Raw genomic sequence first — 16,412 nt, 5'->3', positions numbered from 1 at the left:
TGACCGCTGCCCGTTATTCAAAATGCGGAGGAAAGGAGTTCTGTCATGGGAAGGATTTTAGAAATAGACATTGAGACATACAGCGATGTGGATTTGATTAAATGCGGGGTTTACGCTTATGCGGACGGCCCTGCTTTTGAGGTCCTGCTGTTTGCCTATTCCTTTGATGGAGGGAAAACGCAGGTGATAGATCTGGCGCAGGGAGAGGAACTGCCAGAAGAGGTGACAGAGGCTGTATTTGATGAAGGTGTGGTAAAGACGGCATTTAATGCAAATTTTGAGCGGATTTGTCTTTCTAAGCACTTTGGAAGACAGCTATCTCCAGAGAACTGGCATTGCAGCGCGGTACAGGCGGCCATGCTGGCATTGCCCCGTTCCTTGGAGGACGTTGGGGTGGTGCTTGGATTGGAACAGCAGAAGATGAAAGAGGGGAAGGAGCTAATCCGGTATTTTTGTGTACCGTGCAAGCCCACAAAAGCCAATGGTGGGAGAACACGGAACCTGCCCTGCCATGCGCCAGAGAAGTGGGAAATATTTAAGAACTACTGCATCCGGGACGTGGATGTGGAGAAGGGAATACGGAGAAAACTGCAGCATTTTCCGATTTCTGAAGGTGAGATGGAACTGTACTGTCTGGACCAGAAAATCAATGACAGGGGTGTTTTGGTGGACAGGGAACTGGTACAGCAGGCGGTATCCTGCGACCTGCTTTATAAGGATATCGTGACGAAACGGGCATATGAACTGACCGGGCTGGAAAATCCCAATTCGGTGGTGCAGATAAAGTCATGGCTGGAGGAGAACGGCGTGGAGATGGAAAGCATGTCAAAAAAAGCAGTGGCCGGGCTGATTGAAGAATCAGACGGGGAGGTGCAGGAGCTTTTAAGGCTTCGGCTTCTCATGGCAAAGACTTCTGTGAAGAAGTATGAGGCTATGGAGCGGTCTGTCTGTTCAGACGGGCGGGTGCATGGCTTATTGCAGTTTTATGGAGCCAACAGGACAGGCCGGTGGGCCGGGAGGCTGGTGCAGGTGCAGAATCTGCCACAGAACCATATCCCGGATTTGGAACTTGCCAGGAGCCTTGTAAAGCAGGGGAGGTTTGAGGATGTGGAACTGCTTTATGATTCCACGCCGAATGTGCTGTCGGAGCTTATCCGTACCGCTTTTATCCCAAAACCGGGATACCGATTTGTTGTGGCAGATTTTTCTGCCATTGAAGCAAGGGTGTTGGCATGGCTGCCAGGTGAGAAGTGGAGGTTGGATGTGTTTGCTTCCCATGGGAAAATCTATGAGGCTTCGGCATCTGCCATGTTCCAAGTGCCAATTGAAGAAGTGACGAAAGGCTCGCCGCTCCGGCAGAAGGGAAAAATTTCAGAACTGGCTTTGGGATACGGAGGTTCTGTAGGTGCGCTGACTTCCATGGGTGCTTTGGATATGGGGCTGGCAGAAGAGGAACTGGCTCCGCTGGTATCCACCTGGAGAAGTGCCAATCCACATATCACACAGTTCTGGTGGGATGTGGATGCGGCGGCAGTAAAAGCAGTAACAGAGAAAAAGAAAACAAGGGTAGGGAGAATCACCTTTGAATATAAAAGCGGGATTCTGTTTGTGGAGCTGCCATCAGGTAGGAAACTGTCCTATGTGAAGCCCAGGATGGCATTGAATAAGTTTGGCAGGAACGGGCTGACCTATGAGGGAATTACGGAGAACAAGAAATGGAGCCGGATAGAGACTTACGGTCCGAAGTTGGTGGAGAACATCGTGCAGGGGACGGCAAGGGATTTGCTGGCGGAAGCCATGCTCCGGGTGGAGGAAAAAGGCTATTCCATTGTCATGCACTGCCATGACGAGATTATAGCGGAGATGCCGGAGGGGTATGGTTCCGTGGAGGAGATGTGTGCGGTCATGACCGTACAACCAGAGTGGGCGGATGGGCTGCCGCTCCGGGCAGACGGCTATGAGTGCGCTTTTTATAAAAAGGAATAGGAGGCAGAGGAACATGAAGCTGTTTATTTCAACAGGGAACTCACGGATGGAGAAGCAGTGGAACGGCAGGGAGATGGAACTTGAGGAATTTATAGGGCGTATCTCCACCACCATCCGTACTTCGGAGACGGTGGGGCAGTACCGGAAGCTATCAAAAACAAAACAGGATAACATCAAGGATGTGGGTGGCTTTGTGCTGGGGAAGCTGAAAGGCGGCAGGAGGAAGAAGGACTGCGTGGTGTTCCGGTCTGCCCTCACATTGGATATGGATTATGCCACAGTGGATATCCCGGAGCAGATAGAACTGTTTTTTGATTTCCGTTGCCTTATCTATTCCACCCATAAGCACACGCCGGAGAGTCCAAGGCTCCGGCTGATTATCCCGTTGTCTAGAACAGTCACGCCAGATGAATATGTTGCAGTGGCGAGGAAGGTGGCAGAAGATATCGGCATGGAGCTGTTTGACGATACCACCTATGAACCGTCCAGGCTGATGTACTGGCCGTCAACTTCTGCAGACGGGGAGTTTGTGTTCCGGGACATTGAGGGGGAAATCCTGAACCCGGATCAGGTGCTGGCAAGATATAAGGATTGGAAGGATTCTTCGGAGTGGCCGGTGAGCAGCCGCCAGCAGGCAGTGGTGCAGAGGGAGATGAAGAAACAGGCGGACCCGCTGGAAAAGGATGGGGTGATTGGGGCGTTCTGCCGGACCTATGGCATTGAAGAGGCGGTTGCCGCTTTTCTGCCGGAGGTGTACCAGCCAAGTGCCATGCCGGGAAGATTTGATTATATCCCGGCGGATTCCCAGGCGGGTGTGGTGGTCTATGAGGGGAAGTTTGCCTATTCTCATCATGCCACAGACCCGGCCTGCGGGAAGCTGATGAATGCTTTTGACATGGTGCGCATTCATAAATTCGGGGAACTGGACAGCCACTCATCCAAGGATACAGACCCTGCAAAGCTGTCTTCTTTTAAGGCAATGAGTGAATTTGTAGTAAGTGATGAGAAGGTGAAACGCCAGTTGATGAGGGAACGGGAGGAATCAGCACAGGCAGAGTTTTCACAGGAAGAATGGCAGTCTGCTCTGGAACTGGACCGTCAGGGGAGGGTAAAGGATACGCTGGATAATCTGGTGACAGCCATAAGGTATGATGAACGTTTACAATCCATTGCGTTCAATCTCCACCGGGACGGCATTGACGCGGGGAAGGAATTGCCCTGGAAGCAGATCAAGCCGGGGTGGAATGATTCTGATTTTGCATCCCTGAAAGTGTACCTGAATAAAGGCTATGGCGTGTATTCCCCGTCCAAAACGAAGGATGCACTGCTTGCGGTGGCTTCGGAGCGGGCATATCATCCGGTGAAAGAATATCTGGATGGGCTTCCGGTCTGGGATGGGGTAAAACGGGTGAATACGCTGCTCACGGATTATCTTGGGGCAGAGGATTCTGAGTATACAAGGGCAGTCATACGGAAAACACTGGCGGCAGCGGTAGCAAGGATTTACCAGCCGGGGGCGAAGTTTGACAGTGTGCTGATTCTGAACGGTCCCCAGGGGATTGGGAAGTCCACGTTGTTTGCAAAGCTGGCGGGAGCCTGGTTTTCCGATAGCCTGACGCTCACGGACATGCGGGATAAGTCAGGACCGGAGAAACTGCAGGGCTATTGGATTCTGGAGTTGGGAGAATTGGCAGGAATGAAGAAGACGGATGTGGAGACGGTGAAATCCTTTTTATCCCGTGTGGATGATAAGTACCGTGCCAGCTATGGCCTGAATGTGGAGAGCCATCCAAGGCAATGCGTGATTGTGGGAAGCACCAATACGGAGAGCGGATTTTTAAGAGATATAACAGGAAACCGGAGATTCTGGCCGGTGCGGGTGAACGGGCAGAGCGTGAAGAAACCATGGCAGATTACACAGGAAGAAGTAACGCAGATTTGGGCGGAGGCTGTGGCAATTTTTAAAGGTGGTGAAAAACTGTTCTTAGAAGGGGATGTGGCGGCAATGGCAGCCTCAGAACAGGCGGAAGCCATGGAGACGGATGACCGGGAAGGTCTGGTCAGGACGTATCTTGAAAAGCTCCTGCCGGAAAATTGGAATGCCATGAGCCTTTATGACCGCAGGAATTTTTTAAATGGAAGCGAGTTTGGTGAGATGCAAAGAGAGGGTACTGTGAAACGCAGCAGAGTGTGCAACATGGAAATCTGGTGTGAGTGTTTTGGACGGGAGTCTTCCACTCTGAAAAAGATAGATTCCTACGAAATTAGCGGTATCATGCAGAAGATTGAAGGTTGGGAAAAGGCGGAGCGGGACACCTTTCCCCTTTATGGCAGGCAGCGGTGTTACCGGAAAAGTTGAGGACAAGCGGGACAAAGTGCAGAGATGTCCCGATAGGCTGTCCGCTAGGAAATATAAGCAAAAGCAGGAGTTTTGGACAAGTGGACAAGAAATCCATATTGGGATTAAAAAATAAGAAAAGAAGCTGATTGTGCCTGTGTAATATGTGTATGCGCGTATATAGGAAAACACTGTCCGCCCTGTCCGCTTGTCCTGAAAATAGATAGGTTACTATGAACAGCAGGTAATAGAAAATGAAGGAAAATGTAATTGAAAGACAGTTTGCTATGGCTGTGAAAAAGATGGGAGGCATGGCAGTGAAGTTCGTTTCTCCCGGATTGGATGGGGTGCCGGACAGAATTGTCCTGTTGCCGGATAAGAAAATGGCGTTTGTGGAGTTGAAGGCTCCGGGAAAGAAGCTCCGGCCTTTGCAGGAGAAACGCAGAAGGCAGTTGGAAGCTTTGGGTTTTTCGGTTTATGTGATAGATGGGGCGGAACAGATTGGAGGTGTACTGGATGAAATATGTTCCACATAAGTATCAGGAGTATGCAAAAGAGTTTATTGTGAAACAGAATATCAGTGCTTTATTTTTAGATTGTGGTTTGGGAAAGACCATCATTACTCTGACTGCCATATGGGAACTACTGCTGGATTACTTTGAGGTCAGGAAGGTTCTGGTAATAGCCCCGCTCCGGGTGGCGAGGGATACCTGGCCGGGGGAATTGAAGAAGTGGGAACACCTGCAGGGGCTTGTGATGTCAGCGGTTCTTGGCTCGGAGAGGGAACGGATAACGGCATTAAACCGGAAAGCCAATGTATATGTCATTAACCGGGAAAATATAGAGTGGCTGGTGGCACATGGCGGGTGGGATTTTGATATGGTGGTGATTGACGAGCTGTCTTCTTTCAAATCACACCGGGCGAAGCGGTTTAAGGCATTGAAAAAGGTACGGCCCTGCGTGAAGCGGATTGTGGGGCTGACGGGAACACCTGCTCCCAATGGTTTGATTGACCTGTGGGCGGAGATTGGGATTCTGGATATGGGGCAGAGGCTTGGGCGGTTTATCGGCGGTTACCGGGAACGGTTCTTTGTGCCGGACAAGCGAAGCAGGGAGATAGTTTATTCCTACAAGCCGAGAGAGGGAGCGGAGGAAGCAATCTACGGTTTGATTTCAGATATCTGCATCAGTATGAAAGCGGTGGATTATTTGAAAATGCCGGGATGCATTTATAACCGGGTGGTGGTTGCCATGAGCGAAAAAGAAATGAATCTATACCATCAGCTTGAGAAAGACATGCTGGTTCCATATGAGGACGGTGATATTGATGCGGTAAATGCCGCCGGACTGTCCAACAAGCTGATGCAGATGGCAAACGGGGCGGTCTATGATGAGATCGGAGCAGTAAAACACATACATGACCGGAAGCTGGATGCCCTGGAAGATTTGGTGGAAGCGGCGAATGGGAAGCCCGTGCTTGTTGCTTATTGGTATAAGCATGACTTGGCAAAAATCCGGGAGAGGCTTGGGTCGGTGGTGCTGGACACTGTAGAGGATTTCCAGAAGTGGAATGCAGGGCAAATCCCTGTTGCAGTCATTCATCCGGCTTCTGCCGGACATGGACTGAACCTGTAGGCTGGAGGCTCCACCCTCATCTGGTTCGGACTGACATGGTCTTTAGAACTGTATCAGCAAATGAACGCAAGACTGTGGCGGCAGGGGCAGAAGAAGACGGTGGTCATCCATCATCTGATCGCTAAAGAGACACTGGATGAGCGGGTGATGGAGGCATTGGAGAAAAAGGACTGCGGGCAGTTGGCGCTGGTGGATGCGGTGAGAGCGAGAATTGGAGGTTGGAAGGATGGATGTGGAAAAACTGTTTAAGGATTATGATAAATGGAAAAGAGATATGGGGATTCTGGAATTTGAACTTAGCCGCTTTGAGGGCGTGCCATATGATGACGTGATAGAAAGTCTGTGCTTTTCCCATCCACAAGGAGACAAGGTGCAGACCAGTGGAATTTCTGATAAGACAGGAAAGACAGCCATCATTTACCGCCAGGTAAAAGAAAGGCTGGATGATGACTGGTTTGACTATCTGATTGAGCGGTACAAATCGGTAAAAGAGGAAGTGGAGTTTTTTGAATATGCAATGAACAGGCTGAGCGGAAGACAGTCCCAGGTATTAAAGGATATGGTGCTGGGACAGATGAGCTGGCAGGAGTTGATGAGTAAATACAATGTCAGCCATGCTATGATAGGAAAATATAGGAAAAAGGCAATCGAGGAATTGGAAGGGATTTATGGTATAAGAGAACAAAACACGGAAAACTATATGCTGGATTAGGCACGGTAGACAGATGGTAGACTAAGTGTAGACAAAGAGTTTATTGAAAGTTTATTGGAATCTGTGTTATCCTTAAACTGCGAAGAACTGTAAGAAGCTCTGTGGAAAATCCATGGGGCTTTTTCTTTTGCCTTTGTATGGACAGGGGCTTCATCCTTTCACCCTGTCCGGTACATAGGAGAGGGGATGGATAAAATGCCGATGAAGCCAAAAAAGCCCTGCCGCCATCCGGGATGCCCGAAGCTGACAGACGGGATTTATTGTGAAGAGCATGGATTGCTGCATTGTAGTGACAGGACATCTTCTGCCGGGCGTGGGTACGACAGACGATGGCGTATCGCAAGAAGCAGGTTCCTGAAAGCACATCCGCTATGTGTCCGGTGCCGGGAACAGGGAAGGCTGGTGAAGGCAACTGTGGTGGATCATATTGTGCCGCACCGTGGAGATGACAGATTGTTCTGGGATGAAGAGAACTGGCAGGCGCTGTGTAAGAACTGCCATGACAGCAAGACCATGACGGAGGACCGTTATCAGGAGTACAAATACTGACAGAGAGAAGCCTTGGGAGATTCCCAGGGCTTTTCCTCTAGGCGGTAGTAACGTGCCGCCTGCCATTTAACTGGAACTGGTCGTGGCTTTGAATCTGCCGAATGGCGGAGCGGACAGTGTGTGCGTGTCCATGCCTGTGGTAATAAGGTATACCTTTGGAGTGTTTGTGGTAGATGCGGACAGGATATTTTGTATAAGAGTATGGTTTCTGGATAATCCAGCAATGCCCGGTGCACCGGGACTGGATTTCGTAGAAGTCATCCGTTTTCCGGACGAGTTTGAAATAGGACGAGGCCAGGAGAGAATGCTCGTTGGATGTGAACATTATTTTTTACCCTTGCGTTTGCCGGGGGCTTCTCCATACGGTGTTTGTGGTTCACAGACCATGGCAGGCTGAGGTGCGGGTGTGATGCAGATGCAGTTATCCTCATAGGACACTTCGATGGCATCCCCGATGTGGAAGCCGAGAGCCTCCAGCCATTTTCCCTCCATGGAAATCTTAGGAGTGGCAGTGTAGTAACTTTCCCTGCCCCAGACATATTGAGCCTGCCTTGCCCGTGCGCTGTAAAGGACTTTCATTTTCTTTGATTTCATAAGCAGTTGCCTCCTTTGGTTTTGGTAGTGCCATGTTAAATCGGATTCGGATAATTATCCAGTCAATTCGGAGGCATGAACTGCACAAAGATTTGTCCCGTGGATTGTGCAGGTTATGACTGGATTCGGGGAAATCTGCCGAGGGGAGGGGCGGTCTGAATCTCTGGAACCCCGCCCCCTGGAAACCGCCGCCCCCTCAAACGTGAATTTTCGCATAAATCGGCAGGGGGGATAGGAAACCCGGAGCATTTCCATACATAAACATAGGATTTCCGCAAAATAAGGCAAGAAAGGTTTTGCCGAAAAGTACCGGAAATCCCGTGTTTTGAAGCTGGGAAACCATTTAAAAGGAGTGGCTTTCTGGCTTCTTTATATTTGGAGGTGTGAAAGGATGACCGATGCACAGGCAGCTCAGATAAAGGAACTGCGGATACGGGGGCAGGGATACCGGGCAATAGGGGCGGCGGTTGGGCTGTCCCGTGATATTGTAAGGAATTTCTGCAAGGCAAACGGAATGGATGGCTATGCCAAAGCTATGGCACTCAATATGCAGGAACGCCTGGCGTGCGGAAAAGCCTGTGCCTGTTGCGGAAAAGAAATTAGTCAGTCGGGGAACGGCAGGGCGAGAAGGTTCTGCTCAGACAAATGCAGGCGAGTATGGTGGAAGCTGCACCCGGAGGCGGCACAGAGAAAACACACCCGTATAGAGATGTGCGCTTACTGCAAAAAAGAATTTGAAGTCAATGGAAGCCGGGAACAGAAGTATTGCAGCCATAACTGTTACATCAAAGACCGGTTCTGGAGGGACGAGGATGGAGTTTAAGAAAATCAGGATAGCGGACTTGGTTCCGGCTTCCTATAATCCGAGGAAAAAGCTGAAACCCGGTGATAAGGAATATGAGAAAATCAAGAATTCCATCCAGGAGTTTGGTTATGTGGAGCCAGTGATTGTCAATTCTGATATGACCATCATCGGCGGTCACCAGCGGGTGACAGTGCTTTCCGATTTGGGCTATGAGGAAATTGACTGTATCGTCATTGATATCGACAAGAACAAAGAAAAGGCGCTGAACATCGCCCTGAATAAAATCACAGGCGAATGGAATAAGGAACTGCTGGCGGATTTGATTAAGGATTTACAGGCTTCGGATTTTGATGTGTCTTTCACAGGCTTTGAGCCGCCGGAGATTGAGCAGCTATTCAATGCCGTGCACGATAAGAAAATTACGGAAGATGATTTTGACGTGGAGGCGGAGCTTCAGAAGCCTGCGGTGGCAAAACAGGGAGATGTGTGGCTGTTAGGCAGGCACCGGGTAATCTGTGGGGATTCCACTATGCCGGAGACATACGAGGTGTTGATGGCAGGGCAGAAAGCAAACCTTGTGGTGACAGACCCACCTTATAACGTGAATTATGAGGGAACTGCCGGGAATATCCAGAATGACCATATGGAAGATGGGAAGTTTTATCAGTTCCTTTTTGCGGCTTTTGTGAATATGGAACAGAATATGGAGCCGGATGCTTCCATCTATGTATTTCATTCAGACACAGAAGGGCTGAACTTCCGCAAAGCGTTCCATGATGCTGGATTCTATCTTTCCGGCTGCTGTATCTGGAAAAAACAAAGCCTCGTGCTGGGGAGAAGCCCCTACCAGTGGCAGCATGAACCGGTGTTGTTCGGCTGGAAGAAGGGCGGGAAGCACAACTGGTATTCGGACCGGAAGCAGACCACCATCTGGGAGTTTGACCGTCCAAAGCAGTCCAAGGACCATCCGACCATGAAGCCAGTGGGACTGGTGGCATACCCCATCCAGAATTCCTGTATGAGCAACTGCATTGTGCTGGACCCATTCGGTGGTTCCGGTTCCACTCTGATGGCTTGTGAGCAGACCAGCCGGATTTGCTATATGGCGGAACTGGATGAGAAATTCGTGGATGTGATTGTACAGAGATATATGGAACAGAAAGGCTCCGCAGAGGATGTGTCTGCCATTCGGGGTGGAGAGAAAATAAGATATTCAGAGTTAAAAAAGGAAGGTGCCGCCGATGAAGCAGTTGACCTTCCTTGATTTATGTTCAGGTATCGGTGGGTTCCGGCTGGGGCTGGAGGCTACCGGGCATAAGTGCATCGGTTATTGTGAATATGACAAATACGCAAGGGCTTCCTATGAAGCCATGTATGACACGGAGGGGGAGTGGAAAGCGGATGACATCACAAAACTCAGACCGGGGGAGATTCCATATGCAGACATCTGGACATTTGGTTTCCCTTGCCAGGACATCTCCATCGCCGGAAAACAGCGGGGACTGTCCGGCAAGCGAAGTGGAATCTATTACAGCATCATTGACCTCGTCAAAGGCAAGGAAGAAAGAGATAAACCCACATACCTACTTGTTGAGAACGTTAAAAACCTGCTTTCAGTTAATGGAGGCTTCGACTTTGCCGCCGTTTTGTCTGAAATGGACGAAGCGGGGTATGACGCAAGATGGCAGGTGCTTAACTCCAAAGACCACGGAGTCCCCCAGAACCGGGAGAGGGTGTTCTTTATCGCAAATCTTAGAAGCAGAGGTGAGCGAGAAATTTTATTTGTCGCAGGAGAAGACGGAGGAACTCTTAAAGAAGTTATAGGTGGGATGCAGGGATACCGGGTTTATGACCCGGAGGGAGTTTCTGTGACACTTGGAGCAAATGGCGGCGGCATGGGAGCGAATACCGGACTTTATTGTGTCGGAAATGTCAACCCCAGCGGCAGGGGGATGAATGGAAGCGCATATGATGACCGTGGACTGGCACCTTCTGTTACTACCAATAAGGGGGAAGGTCCCCCATTTGGTATGCCCATCCCCGATCTGAATGAAAAGTCCTGCGATAAGGACAATCAGAAGTTATTTCAATCGCTTTATTTAACGCATTCATCACATTTGCAGCAGTTGGTCGTTTAGCAATTCCGTAACTTATGATTTCTCCATTACACATGTCCATGAACGGATCCAGATACAGCTTGTGCATCGTCATGTGCCCTTTCGCGTCCACTTCATAGTATTTGAACTCTGTGGTGTCTGTCGTTATTTTTTGATGTGGTATATGTGTGTGAAATCTTCTTCGAATTCTATTAGGCGCAACAGTCCCTACATTCCCTTTATAAGAACTATATTTACGGCTTTTTCTAGTATACGATAGGACTTGAAGATTTAGCTTCTGCATAATGCGTTGAACCTTCTTCTTGTTTATCAGCATTCCTTGATTTCGAAGTTCTCCATACATACGTCGATAACCATAATCCTTGTTATTCTCATGGATTTCCATGATTTTATTTTCAATTTCTTTATCCGGATTTACTCTATCAAATCTTTTTTGCCAATACATATAGGTTGCTTTTGGCATACCGGAATACGAGAGCAGAACTTTTAATCGGAATTCTCCTCGGAGGCTGTGGATGACTCTTGCAATTCTCTCGTTTTTGCCTCGTCCTCTAAACGCAGCCTCCTCAGTTCTTTTAAAAATGCGTTCTCTATTTTTAGCTTGAGAAGTTCATCTTCAAGTTCTTTTACGTGTTCTGTACTTGTATCGACGGATACAGGATTGTCAGGAAGTACTTTGTTTTTATCAGTTGATGTCTCCAATGTCTTCTTACGACCTTTCTTACGTGGTCTTAACGCATCAGGTCCGGCAACACGATACTCATTCACCCATTTGCAAACAATCGCATTATTATTGATGCCGGAAGACAGAGCAACTTCCTGATACGACAACTCACTTGATAAATACAACTCTACCACATGAAGTTTAAACTCGAAAGAGTAATTCTCATTTTTACGGGATTTCAACAATCCTTCGTCACCGAATTGCTCATAATAATGAACCCAATTTAAAACTTGACGTCTGTTTTTAATACCATACTTTTCAGCAAGTAATGTGTAGCCACCTTCTCCACATAAGTAAGCATCAACGACTTGCTTCTTGAACTCATAGCTATATTTAGCCATAAAAATACCGACCTCCAATCATTAGATTATAGGTCTAACTTTTGGGGGTCGGTACATCGGAGGTGCTTTTCTTTTGCTTATTTTTAGGAGGTGTGTATGAAATTACCATCTATTTTAGGCATCCGGGGCGCGAGGGATAAGCCAAAGGACAACTACGGCGGTTCAGCATACTCCTTTTTCTTTGGGAGGAGTACCAGCGGGAAAACTGTGAATGAGCGGTCAGCCATGCAGACCACGGCGGTGTATTCCTGCGTGCGGATTCTGGCGGAGACGGTGGCATCCCTGCCGGTCCATCTGTACCGTTATACGGAAACGGGAAAGGAGCGGGTGTATGACCATCCGCTGTACCGTCTGCTCCATGATGAGCCGAACCCGGAGATGACTTCCTTCGTATTCCGGGAGACGCTGATGAGCCACCTGTTGATATGGGGCAATGCCTACGCACAGATTATCCGCAACGGCAAAGGGGAGGTCATTGCGCTGTACCCGCTGATGCCGGACCGCATGGGCGTGGAGCGTGACGGCAAGGGGCAGCTCTATTACGAATACACGGTGAGCATGGATGATGCGCCGACCGTGAAGGGCAGCACGGTCATCCTGCCGCCGTCGGAGGTGCTGCACATCCCCGGCCTCGGCTTTGACGGGCTTGTGGGCTATTCCCCCATTGCCATGGCAAAGAACGCCATCGGCATGGCGATTGCCTGCGAGGAATACGGGGCGAAGTTCTTCGCCAACGGCGCACAGCCGAGCGGCGTGCTGGAGCATCCGGGGACGCTGAAAGACCCGTCAAGGGTGCGGGAGAGCTGGCAGTCTACTTTTGGAGGCAGCCATAACGCCAATAAGGTGGCCGTCCTCGAAGAGGGGATGAAATATACTCCGATTTCTATCTCGCCGGAACAGGCGCAGTTTTTGGAAACACGGAAGTTCCAGATCAATGAGATTGCGAGGATTTTCCGTGTGCCTCCGCATATGGTGGGGGACTTGGAAAAAAGCAGTTTCTCCAATATCGAGCAGCAGAGCCTTGAGTTCGTGAAATACACCCTTGACCCTTGGGTGTCCCGGTGGGAGCAGTCCATGGCAAGAGCCCTGCTGACCCCGGAGGAAAAGAAGCAGTATTTTATGAAGTTCAACGTGGACGGCCTGCTCCGTGGCGATTACCAGAGCCGCATGAGCGGGTACGCCGTGGGGCGGCAGAACGGGTGGATGTCGGCCAATGACATCCGGGAGCTGGAGAACCTTGACCGCATCCCGGAGGAGCTTGGCGGCGACCTGTATTTAATCAATGGAAATATGATGCCGCTTTCGATGTCCGGGGCGGCATACCAAAAAGGGAAGGAGGAATCCGATGAAAACGAAGAAGTTCTGGAACTGGAGGAAAGTGAAAAATCAGGAGCCGGAAGTGACAGAGCGGATACTGGAATTAAGCGGCACCATCGCGGAGGAAAGCTGGTTTGACGATGATGTGACCCCGCAGCTTTTCAAGGATGAGCTGAATGCCGGGAGCGGTGACATTACCGTGTGGATCAATTCGCCGGGCGGTGACTGCGTGGCGGCGGCACAGATTTACAATATGCTCTCCAACTATAAGGGCAAGGTGACTGTAAAAATAGACGGCATCGCTGCGTCAGCGGCATCCGTCATTGCCATGGCGGGCGATACCGTCCTGGTGTCCCCGGTATCTATGCTTATAATCCACAATCCCGCCACCATCGCCTGGGGCGACCATGCGGAGATGCAGAAGGCCATTGATATGCTCGCCGAGGTGAAGGAATCCATCATCAACGCCTATGTGCTAAAGACGGGGCTTTCCCGTCCGAAGCTGTCGCATTTGATGGATGCGGAAACGTGGATGGATGCGAATAAGGCGGTGGAGCTTGGTTTTGCGGATGAGATCATGACGCGGGCAAAGGCAGAGGGACCGCCGGAAGAAGAGTCTGAGGAAGAAGAATCCGAAATGGGCGGGAAAAAGCCGCCTGCACAGGATTCCATGCTGTTCTCCCGGAAGGCGGTCAATAACACGCTTTTTAACAAGATGGCTGCCAAATACGGGCAGGCAGAAAAGAAACCGGATATGCAGGAGCAGGCACAGATCCCTGCCCCGGAAACAGAGACCGGCCGCTGTGTGGACGCACTCATGGAGCGGCTTGCTTTATTAAGACATTGAGAAGGAGGATTTCATTATGACGATTCTGGAACTGCGCGAGAAGCGCGCAAAGGCATGGGAGGCGGCAAAGGCGTTTTTGGATTCCCACAGGAAGGAGAACGGCGTCCTTTCCGCGGAGGATGATGCCGCATACACGAAGATGGAGCAGGAGATCACCGACCTTGGGAAAGAGATTGAGCGGCTGGAGCGTCAGGAGGCTCTCGATGCGGAACTGAACCGCCCGGTGAATAAACCCCTCACGGGGAAGCCGGGCGGAAAGGCGGATACGGACGGGGAGGATAAGGCGGGGCGTGCCTCCGATGATTATCGCAGGAATTTCTGGAACGCTATGCGCTCCAAGGTGCCGATGCCGAATGTGACCAACGCCCTGCAGATTGGCACGGATTCCGAGGGCGGCTACCTGGTGCCGGACGAATACGAGCGCACACTGGTGGAGGCGCTGGAGGAGGAGAACATCTTCCGCCAGATGGCAAAGGTCATCAAGACCTCCAGCGGCGACCGCAAGATTCCCGTTGTAGCTTCCAAGGGTACGGCATCGTGGATTGACGAGGAGGACGCGTTCCCGGAGAGCGATGACTCCTTCGGGCAGGTTTCCATCGGGGCGTATAAGCTCGGCACCATGATCAAGGTTTCCGAGGAGCTGTTAAACGACAGCGTGTTTGACCTGCAGTCCTATATCTCCCGCGAGTTTGCCCGCCGCATCGGGGCGAAGGAAGAGGAGGCGTTCTTCACGGGGGACGGCAAGGGCAAGCCGTTAGGCGTGCTTGCGGCCACAGGCGGGGCGGAAACGGGCGTGACCGCGGCATCTGCCACGGCTGTGACGGCGGATGAACTGATGGATTTATATTATTCCCTGAAATCCCCATACCGCAAGAAGTCCGTGTGGGTGCTGAATGATTCTACCATCAAGGCTATCCGCAAGCTGAAGGACAGCAACGGGCAGTACCTGTGGCAGCCGTCCCTTACGGCGGGAACCCCGGACACCATCCTTGGCAGGCCGGTGAAGACTTCTGCCTATATGCCGGTCCTTGCCGCAGGCGCAAAGACAATCGCTTTCGGCGATTTCTCCTATTACTGGATCGCTGACCGGCAGGGGCGCTCCTTCAAACGTCTGAATGAGCTGTTCGCAGCCACCGGGCAGGTGGGATTCCTCGCTTCGCAGCGTGTGGACGGGAAGATGATCCTTGCGGAAGCTGTGAAGGTGCTGGTGCAGAAGGCGGCATCCGCAGGCTAAAGAAAGGGGGCTCGGTGGCGCTGGAAGAGATGAAAAACTATCTCCGTGTGGATTATGACGAGGATGATGCCCTGATTGAAAGCATGGTCAGGGCATCGGAGAAAATCTGCATGGATGTGGCAAGGATGGATTCTGCGGAGGAATTCTATGCCGTGGAAAATGCAGAGGTGGCTGTGCTGTATGCAGCCGCCTACCTCTACGAACACAGGGAGGAAGCCGACCACCATGCCATGATGCTGACGCTGCGGGCGCTGCTCTTTGGCAGCCGGAAGGAGGCGTTCTGATGGATGTGGCGGCAATGAACGTGCGGATCATGTTCCAGAAAAATGATGTGGTGTCCGACGCCATCGGCAACCGCAGAAACACATGGGCGGATTATTATTCCTGCCACGCTACGATCAGCGATTCCCAGGGGAAGTCCTCTGCGGAATCGGAGGCGGCGGGGCAGACAACGGAACATCCGGACATCAGTTTCACTGTGCGTTTCTGCAGGAAGGTGAAGGCGGTGGACACCACGGGTTTCCGCATCTTATGGGACGGCGGCATTTATGACATTTTGAAGATAGACCATCTGAATTATAAAAAACGGGCATTGAAATTCAAATGCGAGAAAGTGAGGCGGTGACGATGGCGAACGGTGTATCCATTGACCGGATGGCAGAGGAGATCATGAAGGGGCTGACGGAATATGCGGACCTTGCCACGGAGGATGTGAAAAAGGCGGTGAAAAAAGCCGGGACTGCGGTGCGGAAGGACATTGAAGCCAACGCGCCGAAGGACACCGGGAAATATGCAAAGTTGTGGACGGTGAAGACCACGAGGGAAACGGCCAATTCGCTGGAAGTGACGGTGCATTCCAGAAACCGCTACCAACTGGCGCACCTTCTGGAACACGGCCATGCCAAGAGGGGCGGCGGGCGTGTTTCCGCAAAGCCCCATATCGCGGCAGCGGAGCAGGCCGGTACCCGGCAGCTTGAAAAAGAGATACAGAAAGCATTGGAGGGATAGGCTGTGAAAACATTACTTGTGCTTTTGGAGGAAACCGGCATCCCTTTCGCCTATGACCATTTCGCGGGTCCGACTCGTTCCTAACTGAAAAGGTTAGGCACTAATAAAAGAACGAGAATCGTTTGATTATTAGGAGAACTGATAATCCAACAGGTGGAATGAAGGGGTAACGCCCAGAAACGCCACCCTAAACTCCGACATGCGT

16 protein-coding genes and 2 pseudogenes are annotated in these 16,412 nt (G+C 50.9%); 15 read left to right on the top strand and 3 right to left on the bottom strand.

Annotated features, from left to right (window positions below):
- Positions 1-45: 45 nt before the first annotated feature.
- The 6 genes and pseudogenes from A4V09_RS14485 to A4V09_RS14460 all read left to right on the top strand — a co-directional run bounded on the left by A4V09_RS14485 (position 46) and on the right by A4V09_RS14460 (position 7,220).
- Positions 46-1,986 carry a DNA polymerase gene (locus A4V09_RS14485; protein WP_065542977.1) on the top strand — a complete coding sequence of 647 codons (1,941 nt, stop codon included), beginning with the start codon at positions 46-48 and terminating at the stop codon, positions 1,984-1,986.
- Positions 1,987-1,999: 13 nt separating this feature from the next.
- Entirely contained in the window at positions 2,000-4,345 is a 2,346-nt protein-coding gene (locus A4V09_RS14480; protein WP_198168544.1) for a virulence-associated E family protein, read from the top strand.
- A 233-nt stretch (positions 4,346-4,578) separates the two neighbouring features.
- The gene (locus tag A4V09_RS14475; protein ID WP_065542976.1) at positions 4,579-4,860 is read left to right on the top strand and encodes a VRR-NUC domain-containing protein; all 282 of its coding nucleotides are present in this window, start codon (positions 4,579-4,581) and stop codon (positions 4,858-4,860) included.
- A pseudogene (locus tag A4V09_RS14470) lies at positions 4,841-6,208 on the top strand (SNF2-related protein). The gene A4V09_RS14475 and the pseudogene A4V09_RS14470 overlap by 20 nt, the downstream one beginning before the upstream one ends.
- Positions 6,186-6,671: a hypothetical protein gene (locus tag A4V09_RS14465; protein WP_065542975.1), complete on the top strand. Its 486-nt coding sequence runs from the start codon at positions 6,186-6,188 to the stop codon at positions 6,669-6,671. The pseudogene A4V09_RS14470 and the gene A4V09_RS14465 overlap by 23 nt, the downstream one beginning before the upstream one ends.
- A gap of 195 nt (positions 6,672-6,866) precedes the next feature.
- Positions 6,867-7,220: an HNH endonuclease gene (locus tag A4V09_RS14460; protein ID WP_065544791.1), complete on the top strand. Its 354-nt coding sequence runs from the start codon at positions 6,867-6,869 to the stop codon at positions 7,218-7,220.
- 324 nt (positions 7,221-7,544) lie between these two features.
- Here the strand turns inward: A4V09_RS14460 and A4V09_RS14455 are convergent, their stop codons facing one another.
- Positions 7,545-7,814 carry a SymE family type I addiction module toxin gene (locus A4V09_RS14455; protein WP_065542974.1) on the bottom strand — a complete coding sequence of 90 codons (270 nt, stop codon included), beginning with the start codon at positions 7,812-7,814 and terminating at the stop codon, positions 7,545-7,547.
- Positions 7,815-8,205: 391 nt separating this feature from the next.
- On the opposite strand from A4V09_RS14455, the gene A4V09_RS14450 reads away from it, so the two are divergent.
- Genes A4V09_RS14450 through A4V09_RS14440 form a run of 3 tightly spaced genes read left to right on the top strand, consistent with a single transcriptional unit; the run spans position 8,206 to position 10,757 of the window.
- Positions 8,206-8,637: an RNA polymerase subunit sigma-70 gene (locus tag A4V09_RS14450; protein ID WP_065542973.1), complete on the top strand. Its 432-nt coding sequence runs from the start codon at positions 8,206-8,208 to the stop codon at positions 8,635-8,637.
- A complete protein-coding gene (locus A4V09_RS14445) occupies positions 8,627-9,883 on the top strand; it encodes a site-specific DNA-methyltransferase (RefSeq protein WP_065542972.1) in 1,257 nt (418 codons plus the stop codon). The genes A4V09_RS14450 and A4V09_RS14445 overlap by 11 nt, the downstream gene beginning before the upstream one ends.
- Positions 9,861-10,757 (top strand): DNA cytosine methyltransferase, encoded by an 897-nt coding sequence (locus A4V09_RS14440; protein ID WP_330396430.1) that lies wholly within the window; start codon positions 9,861-9,863, stop codon positions 10,755-10,757. Before A4V09_RS14445 ends, A4V09_RS14440 begins: the two co-directional genes overlap by 23 nt.
- Here A4V09_RS14440 and A4V09_RS26845 read toward each other — a convergent pair.
- Positions 10,699-11,319, bottom strand: a pseudogene (locus A4V09_RS26845) (IS3 family transposase); the annotation flags it as partial. The gene A4V09_RS14440 and the pseudogene A4V09_RS26845 overlap by 59 nt on opposite strands.
- Positions 11,223-11,801 carry a helix-turn-helix domain-containing protein gene (locus tag A4V09_RS14430; RefSeq protein WP_065541698.1) on the bottom strand — a complete coding sequence of 193 codons (579 nt, stop codon included), beginning with the start codon at positions 11,799-11,801 and terminating at the stop codon, positions 11,223-11,225. The gene A4V09_RS14430 and the pseudogene A4V09_RS26845, both read right to left, overlap by 97 nt.
- A 96-nt stretch (positions 11,802-11,897) precedes the next feature.
- Here A4V09_RS14430 and A4V09_RS14425 point away from each other — a divergent pair, with 96 nt between their 5' ends.
- Genes A4V09_RS14425 through A4V09_RS14400 form a run of 6 tightly spaced genes read left to right on the top strand, consistent with a single transcriptional unit; the run spans position 11,898 to position 16,207 of the window.
- Entirely contained in the window at positions 11,898-13,256 is a 1,359-nt protein-coding gene (locus tag A4V09_RS14425) for a phage portal protein (RefSeq protein WP_065542971.1), read from the top strand.
- Positions 13,147-13,965, top strand: coding sequence for a head maturation protease, ClpP-related (locus A4V09_RS14420; protein ID WP_065542970.1), 819 nt, complete (start codon positions 13,147-13,149; stop codon positions 13,963-13,965). The genes A4V09_RS14425 and A4V09_RS14420 overlap by 110 nt, the downstream gene beginning before the upstream one ends.
- Before the next feature lie 16 nt (positions 13,966-13,981).
- Complete coding sequence (locus tag A4V09_RS14415; RefSeq protein WP_065542969.1) at positions 13,982-15,199, top strand: phage major capsid protein; 1,218 nt, start codon at positions 13,982-13,984, stop codon at positions 15,197-15,199.
- 29 nt (positions 15,200-15,228) lie between these two features.
- Positions 15,229-15,483, top strand: a complete 255-nt coding sequence (locus A4V09_RS14410) for a head-tail connector protein (protein WP_065544790.1) — start codon at positions 15,229-15,231, stop codon at positions 15,481-15,483.
- Positions 15,483-15,824 carry a phage head closure protein gene (locus A4V09_RS14405; protein ID WP_065542968.1) on the top strand — a complete coding sequence of 114 codons (342 nt, stop codon included), beginning with the start codon at positions 15,483-15,485 and terminating at the stop codon, positions 15,822-15,824. Before A4V09_RS14410 ends, A4V09_RS14405 begins: the two co-directional genes overlap by 1 nt.
- A gap of 2 nt (positions 15,825-15,826) precedes the next feature.
- Entirely contained in the window at positions 15,827-16,207 is a 381-nt protein-coding gene (locus A4V09_RS14400; RefSeq protein WP_065542967.1) for an HK97 gp10 family phage protein, read from the top strand.
- The last annotated feature ends 205 nt before the right edge of the window (positions 16,208-16,412 follow it).

This window comes from Blautia pseudococcoides (assembly GCF_001689125.2).
Classification (GTDB): Bacteria; Bacillota; Clostridia; order Lachnospirales; family Lachnospiraceae; genus Blautia; species Blautia pseudococcoides.
The sequence above is the reverse complement of the archived record's forward strand: the minus strand, read 5'-3'. Positions and strand labels throughout refer to the sequence as shown.